The 14,102-nt window shown below is 62.9% G+C and carries 14 protein-coding genes; 3 read left to right on the top strand and 11 right to left on the bottom strand.

The window, feature by feature from the left end:
* Position 1: 1 nt before the first annotated feature.
* Complete coding sequence (locus JMJ54_RS12245; protein WP_203538850.1) at positions 2–295, bottom strand: TFIIB-type zinc ribbon-containing protein; 294 nt, start codon at positions 293–295, stop codon at positions 2–4.
* Positions 296–333: 38 nt separating this feature from the next.
* Entirely contained in the window at positions 334–2,619 is a 2,286-nt protein-coding gene (locus JMJ54_RS12240) for a heavy metal translocating P-type ATPase (protein ID WP_203538849.1), read from the bottom strand.
* Between the two features lie 61 nt (positions 2,620–2,680).
* Between JMJ54_RS12240 and cadR the strand changes: the two genes are divergently transcribed.
* Positions 2,681–3,115: a Cd(II)/Pb(II)-responsive transcriptional regulator gene (gene cadR, locus JMJ54_RS12235; RefSeq protein WP_203538848.1), complete on the top strand. Its 435-nt coding sequence runs from the start codon at positions 2,681–2,683 to the stop codon at positions 3,113–3,115.
* A 165-nt stretch (positions 3,116–3,280) separates the two neighbouring features.
* Here cadR and JMJ54_RS12230 read toward each other — a convergent pair whose 3' ends face one another.
* From JMJ54_RS12230 to JMJ54_RS12220, 3 genes are read right to left on the bottom strand one after another with little or no spacing between them, the layout of a single operon-like run.
* On the bottom strand, positions 3,281–4,057 hold the full coding sequence (locus tag JMJ54_RS12230) for a ferredoxin--NADP reductase (protein ID WP_203538847.1): 777 nt from the start codon (positions 4,055–4,057) through the stop codon (positions 3,281–3,283).
* A gap of 2 nt (positions 4,058–4,059) precedes the next feature.
* Positions 4,060–4,992, bottom strand: coding sequence for an electron transfer flavoprotein subunit alpha/FixB family protein (locus tag JMJ54_RS12225; protein WP_203538846.1), 933 nt, complete (start codon positions 4,990–4,992; stop codon positions 4,060–4,062).
* Positions 4,992–5,741 carry an electron transfer flavoprotein subunit beta/FixA family protein gene (locus JMJ54_RS12220; protein WP_203538845.1) on the bottom strand — a complete coding sequence of 250 codons (750 nt, stop codon included), beginning with the start codon at positions 5,739–5,741 and terminating at the stop codon, positions 4,992–4,994. Before JMJ54_RS12220 ends, JMJ54_RS12225 begins: the two co-directional genes overlap by 1 nt.
* Positions 5,742–5,848: 107 nt before the next feature.
* Here JMJ54_RS12220 and JMJ54_RS12215 point away from each other — a divergent pair, with 107 nt between their 5' ends.
* Positions 5,849–7,486: an electron transfer flavoprotein-ubiquinone oxidoreductase gene (locus JMJ54_RS12215; protein ID WP_203538844.1), complete on the top strand. Its 1,638-nt coding sequence runs from the start codon at positions 5,849–5,851 to the stop codon at positions 7,484–7,486.
* 40 nt (positions 7,487–7,526) lie between these two features.
* On the opposite strand, the gene JMJ54_RS12210 is transcribed toward JMJ54_RS12215, so the two are convergent.
* The 6 genes from JMJ54_RS12210 to JMJ54_RS12185 all read right to left on the bottom strand — a co-directional run bounded on the left by JMJ54_RS12210 (position 7,527) and on the right by JMJ54_RS12185 (position 13,033).
* On the bottom strand, positions 7,527–8,603 hold the full coding sequence (locus JMJ54_RS12210; protein WP_203538843.1) for a glycoside hydrolase family 18 protein: 1,077 nt from the start codon (positions 8,601–8,603) through the stop codon (positions 7,527–7,529).
* Positions 8,604–8,640: 37 nt separating this feature from the next.
* Positions 8,641–8,991, bottom strand: a complete 351-nt coding sequence (locus JMJ54_RS12205) for a RidA family protein (RefSeq protein ID WP_203538842.1) — start codon at positions 8,989–8,991, stop codon at positions 8,641–8,643.
* An 87-nt stretch (positions 8,992–9,078) separates the two neighbouring features.
* Positions 9,079–10,260, bottom strand: a complete 1,182-nt coding sequence (locus JMJ54_RS12200) for a DesA family fatty acid desaturase (protein WP_203538841.1) — start codon at positions 10,258–10,260, stop codon at positions 9,079–9,081.
* A gap of 124 nt (positions 10,261–10,384) precedes the next feature.
* Positions 10,385–11,719 (bottom strand): mechanosensitive ion channel family protein, encoded by a 1,335-nt coding sequence (locus JMJ54_RS12195; protein ID WP_203538840.1) that lies wholly within the window; start codon positions 11,717–11,719, stop codon positions 10,385–10,387.
* Entirely contained in the window at positions 11,706–12,194 is a 489-nt protein-coding gene (locus tag JMJ54_RS12190) for an adenylyltransferase/cytidyltransferase family protein (RefSeq protein ID WP_203538839.1), read from the bottom strand. Before JMJ54_RS12190 ends, JMJ54_RS12195 begins: the two co-directional genes overlap by 14 nt.
* A gap of 2 nt (positions 12,195–12,196) precedes the next feature.
* Complete coding sequence (locus JMJ54_RS12185) at positions 12,197–13,033, bottom strand: ferritin family protein (protein WP_203538838.1); 837 nt, start codon at positions 13,031–13,033, stop codon at positions 12,197–12,199.
* 112 nt (positions 13,034–13,145) lie between these two features.
* Here JMJ54_RS12185 and JMJ54_RS12180 point away from each other — a divergent pair, with 112 nt between their 5' ends.
* Positions 13,146–13,880, top strand: coding sequence for a competence/damage-inducible protein A (locus JMJ54_RS12180; protein ID WP_203538837.1), 735 nt, complete (start codon positions 13,146–13,148; stop codon positions 13,878–13,880).
* The last annotated feature ends 222 nt before the right edge of the window (positions 13,881–14,102 follow it).

The following is a 14,102-nucleotide window of genomic DNA, read 5'->3' as shown; positions in this document are numbered from 1 at the left end:
TTCAGTCGAACAGCTCTTCCCAGATCGATTTGCGCTTCTTGTACGGCTTGTGGTCGTAATGCGGTTTCTGGTCGTAGTGTTGCGGCCGGTTGTCGTAGCGGACTTCCTGCGGCTGCGGCTCGCTGCGCGGCGCTTCGCGGGCGGGCTGGGCGTCCTGGATCCGGGCGCGCTCGATGATCTTGTCGAGTTCGCCACGGTCGAGCCAGACACCGCGGCAACGCGGGCAGTAATCGATCTCGACGCCCTGGCGTTCGCTCATTACCAGACGTTCATCAACACAAGTCGGACATTGCATGGTGCTCTCCAGTTTGAATTGGCACTAACGAATCGGAGCTAGCGACGCAACAAGCGCAATCCGTTGCCGACCACCAGCAGACTGGCACCGACATCGGCAAACACCGCCATCCACATCGTGCCTAGCCCGGCCAGCGTCAGCGCCAGGAACACCGCCTTGATGCCGAGCGCCAGCACGATGTTCTGCACCAGCACCGCATGCGTGGCCCGCGAGAGCCTCACGAAGGCAGGCAGCTTGCGCAGGTCGTCGTCCATCAGCGCGACGTCGGCGGTTTCGATTGCGGTATCGGTGCCCATGGCGCCCATGGCAAAGCCGATGTCGGCCCGCGCCAGCGCCGGCGCATCGTTGATGCCGTCGCCAACCATCCCTGTGATGCCTTCGCGGCCGAATTGTTCCACGGCCGTCAATTTGTCCTGCGGCAACTGGTCGCCGCGCGCCTCGGTCACGCCGACCTGTGCGGCGATCGCTTCGGCGGTATGCGGGTTGTCGCCGGTCAGCATCACCGTTTTCACCCCCAGCGCGTGCAGCTCGGCCACCGCCTGCCGGCTGCTGTCCTTGACGGTGTCGGCCACGGCAAACAGCGCGAGCACGCGCTCAGCGTCGACCAGCATCACCACGGTCTTTCCCTGCCTTTCGAGCACGTCGAGCCGTGCCTCGAGTTCGGTCGAGCAGCGCCCCTGCTCGTGCACCATCCGGTGGTTGCCGAGCCAGTACGCCTTGCCGTCGATCTCGCCGCGCACGCCGCGGCCGAGCAGGGCTTCGAATCCTTCTACTTCGGCATGTGCAACCCCGGCTGCCGCGCGGGCGATGGCCTGTGACACCGGGTGGTCGGAGCGGCCGGCCAGGCTTGCCGCCAGCGCCGTTGCCGCGCCCAGATCGCCGCCGTTCCAGGCTTCGGATTCGGTCTGTTCGGGCTTGCCGTGCGTCAGCGTGCCGGTCTTGTCGAGCGCCAGCGTTTTCAGCTTGCGCCCTTCCTCCAGATACACGCCGCCCTTGATCAGGATGCCGCGCCGTGCGGCAGCGGCCAGGCCGCTGACAATGGTTACCGGCGTAGAGATCACCAGCGCGCACGGGCAGGCGATCACCAGCAGCACCAGCGCCTTGTAGATCCACGCGAGCCACGCGCCGTCGAACAGCGGCGGCACGACTGCTACCAGCAGCGCCACGGCGAACACGATCGGCGTGTAGATGCGGGCGAACTGGTCGACGAAGCGCTGCGTCGGCGCCTTCGCGCCCTGCGCCTCCTCAACGGCATGGATGATGCGCGCCAGCGTGGTGTTGGCCGCAGCGGCGGTGACGCGGTACTCGAACGAGCCCGACTCGTTGATCGTGCCGGCGAACACCGAATCGCCCTCGCCCTTCTCGACCGGCAGGCTTTCGCCGGTGATCGGTGCCTGGTTGATTGTCGAGCTGCCGGAGACGATCTCGCCGTCGAGCGCGACGCGCTCGCCCGGTTTCACCCGGACGACGTCACCGACGGCGACCGTCTTGGCGTCGACTTCGGCCCAGCGGCCGTCGGACTGGCGTACCGTGGCGCGCTCCGGCGCCAGATCCATCAGCCCGGCGATCGCGTTGCGGGCGCGGTCCAGCGACTTGGCCTCGATCAGCTCGGCCAGTGTGAACAGCACCATCACCATCGCCGCTTCGGGCCACTGGCCGAGGATCAGCGCGCCGGTCACGGCGATACTCATCAGCGCGTTGATGTTGAGGTTGCCGTTGCGGATCGCGACCCAACCCTTGCGGTACGTGGTCAGCCCGCAGCTCAGCACCGCGGCGATCGCCAGCAGCGCGGCGATCCACGTCGGCAGCCCCGCCCACTCGATGACCTCGGCGCCGACCGCCAGCACGCCGGCCAGCGCCAGCGGCCACCACGGCTTTTTCACCGCCGGTGACGGTGCGACGCCGGCCTCGGGCAGCTCGGGCGTGAAACCGAGCGAGCGGATCGCTGCCAGCACCGCATCCAGCGCCTCGGGCGCATGGACGACGGTCAGCACGCGCTGCATCAGATTGAACTCGAGCCGGCGCACCGTCGTCATACCACCGAGCTTCTTGCGGATCAGCGCCTCCTCGGTCGGGCAGTCCATCTCGCCGATGCGGATCTGAGTCGTCACACTGTCGGCCCCGGCAACACTCGCCGCCAGCGGTTGCAGCACGCCGGCCGGCGCGCAGCAGGCCTCGCCATGCGCGTGGTCGTGGTCGTGGTCGTGGTCGTGGTCGTGGTCGTGACGATGCTCGCCGACCTTGCGGTAACGGAGCGTCGATCCGGCCGCGCCGGATCCGCTCGTCGGCTTTTGCTCATGATCGTGGCCGCAGCAACTGGACATGATGGACTCCGTTTGCGATATGGATACAGTACACACCCTGAAGTCACTACAAGGTCAAGCGATGAAAATCGGTGAACTGGCGCAGACCGCGCAATGCAGTGTAGAGACCGTGCGTTACTACGAAAAAGAAGGCCTGCTGCCGACCGCCGAGCGCACGGCGAGCAACTACCGCAGCTATGGCCCGCAGCACGCGGAGCGACTGCGCTTCATCCGCAATTGCCGTGCCCTGGACATGACGCAGGAAGAAATCCGCACGCTGCTCGGCTTCGTCGACGATCCGGCCGCCGGCTGTGGCGCGGTCAATCATCTGGTCGACGACCATCTCGGCCATGTGCAGGCACGCATCGCCGAGCTGGTCGAACTGGAGAAACAGCTGGTCGACCTGCGGCACCGCTGCAACGGCGAATTCCCGGTCGACGCCTGCGGGATCGTGCAGGGCTTGAACGAAATGGAAGCGGAACCGAGGGCGGCCCACCGGCACACGCATCTGGGCTAGCGCTCACCCGGAGCCCGGAAATGCAAAACGGCCCCGAGGGGCCGTTCAGCACATGCAACAACAAAATCGTCCTCGCCCGGGTGCTGCGCGCGAAGCGCGAGGGCGACGTGTACATCAAGTACACGAGCCCTGGCGCGACAAAGCGCAGCGCCGGGCCAAGCCGATTTATTTTTCGACGAAGGCGCGTTCGATCACATAGTCACCCGGTTGACCGATCCGCTTGCTGACCTGGAAGCCGCGCTCGTCGAGCAGGCGGCAGGTGTCTTCCAGCATTGCCGGGCTGCCGCACAACATCGCGCGGTCGGTTTCCGGGTTGAACGGCGGCAGGCCGATGTCTTCGAACAGCTTGCCCGATTCGACCAGGTCGGTCAGACGACCCTGGTTGCGGAATGGCTCGCGCGTGACGCTCGGGTAGTAGATCAGCTTGTTGCGCACTTCTTCGCCGAAGAACTCGTTGTTCGGCAACTCGTTCTGGATGAAGTCGGCATACGCCAGCTCGGACACGGTACGCACGCCGTGGAACAGCACGATCTTGTCGTACTGCTCGTACGCTTCCGGATCCTGGATCAGCGACATGAACGGCGCCAGACCGGTACCGGTGCTGAGGTAGTACAGCGTCTTGCCCGGCTTCAGGTCCGACAGCACCAGCGTGCCGGTCGGCTTGCGGCTGACGAGCAGCTCGTCGCCGACCTGGATCTTCTGCAGCTCGGACGTCAGCGGACCGTTCGGCACCTTGATGCTGAAGAACTCGAGGTGTTCCTCGTAGTTGGCGCTGGCGATCGAGTAGGCGCGCATCACCTTCTTGCCGTTGATTTCAAGACCGATCATCACGAACTGGCCGTTTTCGAACTTCAGGCCCGGGTCGCGCGTCGTCTTGAAGCTGAACAGCGTATCGTTCCAGTGGTGGACCGAGAGGATTTTCTCAGAGACGTAAGTGCTCATTATTATTGTTCCAGTGCTTTGGTAAGTTGCGGAACGGCATCGAACAGGTCGGCAACGAGGCCGAAATCGGCAACCTGGAAGATCGCGGCGTCCGGATCGTGGTTGATCGCGACGATGACCTGGCTGTCCTTCATGCCGGCCAGATGCTGCTGCGCGCCGGAGATGCCGGCGGCGATGTAGAGCTCCGGAGCAACGACGGTGCCGGTCTGGCCGACCTGCTGCTCGTTCGGTGCAAATCCGGCATCAACGGCAGCACGGGTGGCGCCGATCGCGGCACCGAGCTGGTCGGCCAGCGGGCCGAGCAGCTCTTCGAAACGCTCGCCGAACGAACGGCCACCGGAAACGACGACACGCGCCGAAGCCAGCTCGGGTCGCTCGGACACGTTCTTGCTCTCGGACACCCAGCGTACGCGGGTATCGGCCGCCGGAGCCGGCAGCGATTCGATCGCGGCCGGAGAAGCGGCATCACCGGCCGCAGCAAAGCTGGTGGCACGCACGGTGACGACCTGGATCGGGTCATTGCTTTCGACCGTCGCCAGCAGGTTGCCGGCATAGATCGGACGCACATAGGTCGCCGGCGCGGTGATCTCGATTGCATCGGCGATCATCGCCACGTCGAGCAGACCGGCAACACGCGGCAGCACGTCCTTGGCCAGCGTGGCGTGCGGGGCGAGGATGACCTGGAAGTCGCCTGCCAGCGCCTTGATGATGTTGGCCACATCGGCGGCCAGCGGATGCGCCAGATGGGCGGCATCGACGCGCAGTACGCGGGTCACGCCTTCAAGCGCAGCCGCCTGTGCGGCAACGGCGGCGGTATCGTCACCGACCACCAGCACGTGGATCGGCGCATTCCATGCCTTGGCGGCACCGACGGCACGACGGCTGGCGGCCTTGAGTTGGCGACCGTCGTGGTCGGCCAGGATCAGTACGCTCATTACAGCACCCCCGAGGCACGCAGTTTTTCGACAAGCTCGCCCACGCTGGCGACCTTGATGCCGGCCTTGCGAGGTGCCGGTGCGGCGACCTTCAGGCGCTTGACGCGCGGTGCGAAGTTGACGCCCGTTTCAGCGGCGTCGACCACCTCGATCGGCTTCTTCTTCGCCATCATCAGGTTCGGCAACTTGACGAAGCGCGGCGCGTTCAGGCGCAGGTCGCACGTCACCACGGCCGGCAGCGCCAGCGCGATCGTTTCGACACCACCGTCGACTTCACGGGTGACTACAGCCTCGGCGCCTTCGATCTTCAGTTCGGACGCAAACGTCGCTTGCGGCCAGTCGAGCAGCGCGGCGAGCATCTGGCCGGCCTGACCGGCATCGTTGTCGATCGCCTGCTTGCCGACGAGCACGAGGCCCGGCTGTTCGCGTTCGACCACGGCCTTGAGCAGCTTGGCGACGGCCAGCGGCTGCAGGAAGGCGCCGCCGGTCTCGACCGTCAGCGCACGGTCGACGCCCATCGCCAGCGCGTGGCGCAGCGCTTCCGGGCTGGCCGCGCTGCCGAGGCTGACGGCGACGATTTCGGTCGCGATGCCCTTTTCCTTCAGGCGCAGCGCTTCTTCGACGGCGATTTCGTCGAAGGGATTGATGTTCATGCGAACGCCGTCGAGCTCCACGTCACTGCCGTCCGGCTTGGCGCGTACGGGGACATTGTGGTCGACGACGCGTTTGACGGCGACGAGAATCTTCATGGGCACTCCTTCGGTTTGCCCGACATTTTATTCGGCATTAAAATATCAGTTAATCGGATTGTTTCTATATTTTATATCCGTTATTTAGATATGCGAACGAGTAATTAATGCAACGCGACGAAATGGAATACGACGTTGTGATCGTCGGCGCCGGCCCGGCCGGTCTGGCCGCCGCGATCCGCCTGAAACAACGCGCGCCCGACGTGAGCGTTTGCGTGCTCGAAAAGGGTCCGGAAGTCGGCGCCCACCTGCTCTCCGGCGCAGTCATCGACCCGCGCGCGCTCGACGAACTGCTGCCCGAATGGCGCAAGGCACCGCTGAAACTGCGCACGCCAGTAAGGCACGAGGAAATGCTCTGGCTCAAGCAGTCCGAGGCCGAGACGCTGCCGCATGCCCTGCTGCCGAAAATGCTCAAGAACGACGGCTGTGAAATCATCAGTCTGGGCGAACTGTCGCGCTGGCTCGGCACGCAAGCCGAGGCACTGGGCGTCGAAATCTACCCGGGGTTTGCTGCCGCCGAACTGTCGCTCGACGAACACGGCGCGCTCAACGGCGTGATCACCGGCGACTTCGGCATCAAGCGCAACGGCCAGACCGGCCCCGAGTACGCGCCGGGGATGTTGATCAAGGCACGCTACACGCTGCTGGGTGAAGGCGCGCGCGGCTCGCTGACGCGCAAGGCCGAAGCACAGTTCAAACTGCGTGCCGACAGCGACGTGCAGAAGTTCGGCATCGGCCTCAAGGAGCTGTGGCGCGCGGCACCGGCCCGGCACCAGGCCGGCACCGTCGTGCACTCGCTCGGCTGGCCGCTCGACAACAGCACCGGCGGCGGCGGCTTCCTCTACCATCAGGCCGACGGACTGATTGCCGTCGGCTTCGTCGTCCATCTCGACTATGCCAATCCATACATCAATCCGTACGAAGAATTCCAGCGCTTCAAGACCCATCCGGCGATCCGCGCCCACCTCGATGGCGGCGAGCGGCTCGAATATGGCGCGCGCGCCATTGCCGAAGGCGGCCTGCAGTCGCTGCCGAAGCTGACTTTCCCGGGCGGCGCGCTGATCGGCGATTCGGCCGGCTTCATCAACCTGCCGCGAATCAAGGGCATCCACAACGCGATCAACTCCGGCATGATCGCGGCCAACGCCATTGCAGACGCGATCGGCGCAGGACGCAGCCATGACGAACTCGTCGCCTACCCTGAAGCACTGAAACAGTCGTGGACGTGGAAGGAACTCGACGCCGTCCGCAATGCCAAGCCGATGCTGTCGCGCTTCGGCACGCTGCTGGGCGTAGCCTGTACCGGCGCCGAGCTGATGCTGCGCCAGTTCGGCATCCGCCTGCCATGGACGCTGAAGCACAGCGGCAACGATGCCGCCAAGCTGCATCCGGCGAACGAATTCACGCCCATCATCTATCCGAAAGCCGATGGCGTGCTGAGCTTCGACAAGCTCACCTCGCTGACCTTTTCCAGCGTCCAGCACGCCGAAGACCAGCCTTGCCATCTGCGGCTGACCGATCCGGCCAAGGCCATCGACGTCAACCTTGCCCGGTTCGCCAGCCCGGAATCGCGTTACTGCCCTGCCGGCGTGTATGAAATCGTCGAAGACAATGCAGGTCCGCGCTTGCAGATCAACGCCAGCAACTGCCTGCACTGCAAGACGTGCGACATCAAGGATCCGACGCAGAACATCGTCTGGGTCACGCCGGAAGGCGGTGGCGGTCCGCAATACAGCCGCATGTGATAAAAAAAACCGCCGGATTCCGGCGGTTTTTTTATCAGCCCTACTGCAGCCCCTGCCACAGCGTAGTCAGCAGCGTGTCGGTCCGGTCTTCGGTGTATTCCCAGAAGAAACCGCCGGCCAGTCCTTCACGACGGATGAAGTCGGTTTTGGCGAGGATCGATTCAGCGTCGTCGTAGGAAACGAAGGTGTCGCCATCGACGAGCAGCCACGGCGCCTGCGCATCGGCATCCCAGTGCCGGACGGCGCGACCCGATGCCAGCAGTTCGGTGATCAGCGTGAACGAATCGAAGCCGTTGCTCTTCGGCGTACCAGGCGCGCCCAGCCCCGCAGCCCCCACGCCCTTGAGGCTGCGACCATAGAAGGCACAACCGAGCACGAGCTTGTCGCGCGGCAGGCCGGCAGCGGTAAACAGACCGACCGCCTTGGCACAGCTGTCACCGTCCGGGTCGCCCGGCGTGTTGTAGAGGTTGGTATGGTGACCGGCCCTGGTCGCCCAGCCGTTGTAGAAGTCGTAGGTCATCAGGTTGACGAAGTCGCACTGCTCGGCGACTGCCGCCATCTCGACGCCATCGAGGTAGTACTGGCCGGCACCGGCCGCGATGGTCAGCAGGTAGCGATCACCGGCCTTGCGGCCTTCGGTACCGGACAGGCTATCGAGCTGCCGGCGCAGGTCGGCCAGCATCAGCGTGAAATTCGGCTTGTCTTCGGGGCGCGCCTTGATGTCCGCCATATCGTTGGTCGGATACTCCCAGTCCAGATCGATACCGTCGAAACCGTAGCGCTGCATGAAGGCAATCGCCGACGCGGCAAATGCGGTACGGCTCTCGGCAGTCAGTGCCGCGTCGGAGAACCCGTCGGCGCTCCAGCCGCCAATCGAGATCAGCAGCTTCAGGTGCGGATGGCGCGCGCGCAGCGCGACCAGATCGGTGATGCGCGATTCGGCGCGCGGCTGGCCACCCGCCTCTTCGCTGTTGGAAAACAGCACGACCTCGCCGTCACGGATGTTGGCAAAGGCATAGCAGATGTGCGTCAACCGCTCGGCGTCGCGCTCGAGCGGCATGCTGGAAAAATCTTGCCAGCCGGCGATGTACGCCAGCAGGATCGTTGGGGCAGTCATGCGTTCTCCAATCGCGGGATCGACTGCCTGACGCGGATTACAGCGCAGCGATCACCGACATTTCAACCTTGTAGCGCGGATCGGCGAGGCGGGCCTCGACCGTCGCCCGTGCCGGCGTATGCCCTTGCGGTACCCACGCCGACCATGCGTCGTTCATATCGTCGTAGTCGGCCATATCGGCCAGATAGATCGTCACCGAGAGGATCTTCTGCTTGTCGGAACCCACTTCGGCAAGCAGCCGGTCGATACACGCCAGAACCTCGTCGGTCTGGGCACGAGCATCGCCATCTAGCGTATCGGCAATCTGTCCGGCCAGATAGACGGTATTGTTGTGAACGACAATCTCGGCCAAGCGCGGGCCGATGTGATAACGCTGGATGCTCGACATGCCGGTCTCCCTGATCAGGTATTCCTAGCAGCATAAAACAAAAGGCGAGCCCTCAGGCCCGCCTTTTGTTTGCTTGACGCCGCCGGATCAGACGACGGCAACGGTACGCAGACGCATCGAAAAGTCCTGCAGCGCCTTGATGCCGCTGGCTTCAGCGCGGGTGCACCAGTCCTGCAGATGCTTGACGAGCTCCGGCCGCGACAGCGCCGAGCGCTCCCACAAACGGGTCAGCTCCTGACGCATCTGGTAGACCTGATCGAGCACCTTGCTCTGGGCAAGGATTGCGTCAAGCTTGGGCTTGTCGCTTGCGGACGTATCCTTGGCATCCTGCTTCAGCCAGATCTTCATCTGCTTCAGGTCGACCTGCGGCAGATGAGCATGCGAGCGCAGCTTGTCGAACTCTTCGGCAACCGTTTCCTTGAATGTCCGCGCATAGCTGGCGGCAATCGCATAGCGGTTGGCGATAATGGCGCTCAACGCCTGCTCGTCGAGTTCCGGACGTGCGCCGACGGTCTTCATCTTCGGTGCGACGCGGCGAACCTTGGCCATGCGCAGCATTTCCATCGCACGGATGTAGCCCCAGCCGATGTCGAACTCGAACCACTTGTACGAGAACTTCGCCGACGTACCGAAGGTGTGATGGTTGTTGTGCAGCTCTTCGCCGCCGATCAGGATGCCCCACGGCACGAGGTTGGTCGACGCGTCTTCGCATTCGAAGTTGCGGTAACCGACGTAGTGGCCCAGACCGTTGATGACGCCAGCCGCCCAGATCGGAATCCACATCATCTGGATCGCCCAGATCCAGATGCCGTTGACGCCGAACAGCGCCAAGTTGACGATCATCATCGTCGTCGGGCCCATCGCGCTGTGCTTGCTGTACACATTGCGCTCGAGCCAGTCGTCCGGGGTACCGTGGCCGAACTTCTCCATGGTCTCGTCGACCTTGCACGCGGCACGGTACAGCTCGGCGCCTTCGAAGAACACCTTCTTGATGCCGAGCACTTGCGGGCTGTGCGGGTCTTCGGCGGTCTCGCACTTGGCATGGTGCTTGCGGTGAATCGCCGCCCATTGCTTGGTGACCATGCCGGTCGTGAGCCACAACCAGAAACGGAAGAAGTGGCTGGGAATCGGTCCCAGATCAATGGCGCGATGCGCCTGATGACGGTGCAGGTAGATCGTGACCGACGCGATAGTGATGTGCGTGAACACCAGCATCACCACGATGTAACCCCACCAGGGCAAGTCGATCAGGCCATTCAACCAGGTCATGGTCGTTGATTCTCCAGTCATATGAAAACGCCCGCACACACAAGGCACACGGGCGAACTGTTGATATTACTCAATTTTTTATGACTGTGCTTTACCGTTCATACCTTGCAGCACACGGACTTTTTCACTCCGGCTGGCTGGCACCCTGCAGATTGCCGTCACCGGCGACGCGATCGGTCGGGCGGAAGTGCACGACGTCGAGGCGGTTGAACGGAATATTGATGCCGTGCTCGCGGAACGCGGCCCAGACTTTCTGGTTGATTTCCGAACGCAGGCTCAGCTGGCCGTTCTCCGGATCCTTGAGCCAGAAGCCGACCGACATGTCGACCGAACTCGCGCCGAAGGTCTCGATATACGCACGCGGCGACGGATCTTTCATGATCCGCGGGTGCGCAGTAGCGATATCGACCAGCAGCTTCATCACGAGATCGAGATCGCTTTCATACGCAACCGACACAGGGACCTTGGTCCAGACCTGCTTTTCCCGGTAGGACTGGTTCACCACCGTCGACGTCACCAGCGTGTCGTTCGGAATCAAGGCCTCGGTCCCGTCCGCGCTCTTGAGCACGACATAACGCGAGGTAATGCTGGTGATCACGCCCAGCCGGTTGTCGACGTTGACCAGATCACCGATCTTGATCGACCGGTCGATCAGGATGATGAAGCCCGACACGTAGTTCGAGGCAATCTTCTGCAAGCCGAAACCGAGGCCGACACCCAGCGCACCGCCGAACACCGACAGCACGGTCAGGTCGATCCCGACCAGTGGCAGCGCAACGATCACGGCCAGCACGACCAGCAGCGTCTGCAGCAGCTTGACCAGCACGACGCGCACGTTCATGTCGATCATTTCGGCCCGCATCAGCCGGCGCTCGATCATCCGGGCAATCCACATCGCCACCAGCAAGGTGGCTGCCACCGATGCCAGCCCCTGCAGGATCAGCAGGATCGATACCCTGCCCTTGCCCATCGGAAAGCTGACCGCATCCAGTGCCTCGGCAATCTCGGGCAGGATGCCGACAACGTGCATCACATACAGCCCCCAGATCGACGCGGCGATGTAGCGCTCGCCCTTGGTGACCCAGTCCGCCCCGTTGAAGACGTGGCGAAGCATGTAGACCAGCACGCGAATGTTGGCCATCGCGGTCAGCAGCACCGTGGCGATCGCCAGCAGGGTGTGCGGAGCCGGATACACCAGCTTCAGCAGATGGTTGCCGAAAAACATCAGAATCAGTGCATTGAGCGGGAAGAACACCCGCAACAAGCCCTCACCGCCGGCGCGCCAGCGGCTGTTTTCCAGATTCAGTTTCGGTTTGATATAGGTGTTGCCGCACCAAGCGAGCAGCAACACCAACAGCAGGACGCCGACTTGTGCGAGCAGCGACGGATGCAGCATTCCGCTGCGCTCGACTTCGGCGATCAGGTTGACGACGAGGTTTTGTCGTTCAGTCAGTTCCACTACGAATTTTCTCCAGGGTGCGGGTCGTTGAGGTCTGATGCAGGAACGGGATCGAATGCACGCTGCCTCCCCAGCCCATCACCTCCTGGCCGCCAACGATCCGGTCGATCGCCCAGTCTCCGCCCTTGACCAGTATGTCCGGTCGCGCAGCCAGAATCAGTTCGTACGGAGTATCGGCGTCAAACCAGGTCACGAGGCTGACGCTTTCCAGCGCGGCAATCACCGCTGCGCGCTGCGCCAGTGCATTGATCGGCCGGTCGTCGCCCTTGCCTTGGCGACGCACCGATGCATCAGTGTTTAACGCAACGATCATACCGGCACCCAGTGACCGCGCCTGCGCCAAATAAGTCACATGGCCCCTGTGCAAAATGTCGAAGCAGCCATTGGTAAACACCAGGGGACGCGGCAAAGCCCCCAGACGCTCGGCCAACTGCTCGGGCGGACAGATCTTCTGCTCAAAGGCAACGGACAGCATGCTTACTCCCCCTTGGCGGCGAGCAACTGTTTACGATAGCGGTTCAGTTCGGCCGGCGTATCGAATTTTTCGCCGAACAGGCTGGAGAGATTGCGCAGGATCCCGCCGATCACCCGGCCTTCGCATTCCTTGTCGAACTGGATCTGCTCGTCGAGCCAGCGCTCCAGCCATTCCGGATCCGGCAGGCGGCTCTGGATCGTATCTCGCGGAAAGTGCTCCTTGCTGACGTGCAGATTGGTCGGGTGCATCGGCTTGCCCGAGCGCGCGCTCGACGCCATCAGGAAGCCGATCTTGGCAAACGCCACACGAGCTTCGTCGCCGTTCTTGTCGATCGCACGCTTCATGTACTTGAGATAAGCACCACCGTGCCGCGCCTCGTCGGTCGACAGTGTTTTGTAGATCTGCTTGATCACCGGCTCGGTGTGCCAGTCGGATGCACGGCGATACCATTGGGTCAGGCGGACCTCACCGCAGAAATGCAGCATCAGCGTTTCCAGCGCCGGCGCCGGGTCGAAGCTGAAGCGGATTTCATGCAGTTCCTCTTCGGTCGGTACCAGTTCCGGGCGGAAGCGGCGCAGGTACTCCATCAGCACCAGCGAGTGCTTCTGCTCCTCGTAAAACCAGATCGACATGAAAGCCGAAAAGTCGCTGTCGTCCTGATTGTCACGCAGGAACATCTCGGTGGCCGGCAGGGCCGACCACTCGGTGATCGCGTTCATCTTGATCGTCATCGCCTGTTCGTCGGACAACAAGCTGGCGTCAAACGCATCCCATTGGATATCGTCGGCCATGTCCCAACGGGCTTTTTCAAGGTCGGCGAATAATTGCGGGTAAAGCATGGGATCGACTCCTGCGCTGAAGCGCGGCAAACTGAACAATAGATAAACTTGTAATTAGACCTGCTGCCATCGCGAGCGGCAAGCCTTTGCGGCCAAGTCATGTGATCGTCATATGAAATTCGAACTCTTCATCATCGGTGACGAAATCCTCAGCGGCCGTCGCCAGGACAAGCACTTCGCCGCCATCCAGACGCGTCTGCTCTGCCGCGGCCACCAGTTGCATGGCGTGGCCTATCTGCCGGACGAACCGTCACGGCTCGAAGCGGCATTCAGGGAACAACAGCAGCGGGGCTTACCGCTGATCAGCTGTGGCGGTATCGGCGCAACGCCCGACGATCACACCCGTGGGGCGCTGGCACGCGCACTGGATCGTCCGCTCGTGCAGCACACGGCTGCGGCACAACTGATCGAGACCCGATTCGGCGATGCAGCCTACCCTCACCGTATCCGGATGGCCGAATTTCCGGCCGGCGCCAGCCTGATTCCCAACCCGGTCAACCATGTCGCCGGTTGTCGCTGCGAACAGGTCCATCTGCTACCCGGCTTTCCCGAAATGGCTTGGCCGATGTGCGACTGGCTACTCGAGCAGCACTACCCGGACGTCATCGCGGACATTTGCTACTCGCTCATCGCCGTCGATGCACGCGAGGGCGAGCTGATCGATCTGATGCAGGTGCTTGTGCAACGCTGGCCCGCGGTCCGTTTCAGTAGCCTGCCCTCTTACGGCAATGCCCGCCATCCTGGACAGCACATTGATTTCAGCGTCAGTGGTCTTGAACCTGATGTGGGCGATGCCTTCTCATTTCTACGCCGGGCCCTATTGCAGCGTGGTCTTACCCTGATCTGAGCGCATCAAGCAAAACGAAGTTCCAGAGCACTGGCGGCATTTCTCACGACGATCTCGGGGAGGCACAGGTTTACAGGCCTGCGTACTTCGCCACCTCAAAGCAAAAACCCCCTGCAGCGTAGCTGCAGGGGGTTTGCATTGGGAGTCTGGCGATGACCTACTTTCACACGGGAACCCGCACTATCATCGGCGCTGAGTCGTTTCACGGTCCTGTTCGGGATG

It is taken from the genome of Jeongeupia naejangsanensis (genome assembly GCF_016865585.1).
GTDB lineage: Bacteria > Pseudomonadota > Gammaproteobacteria > Burkholderiales > Chitinibacteraceae > Jeongeupia > Jeongeupia naejangsanensis.
Note: the sequence above shows the minus strand (reverse complement) of the source record. Positions and strands in the feature narration are given on the sequence as shown.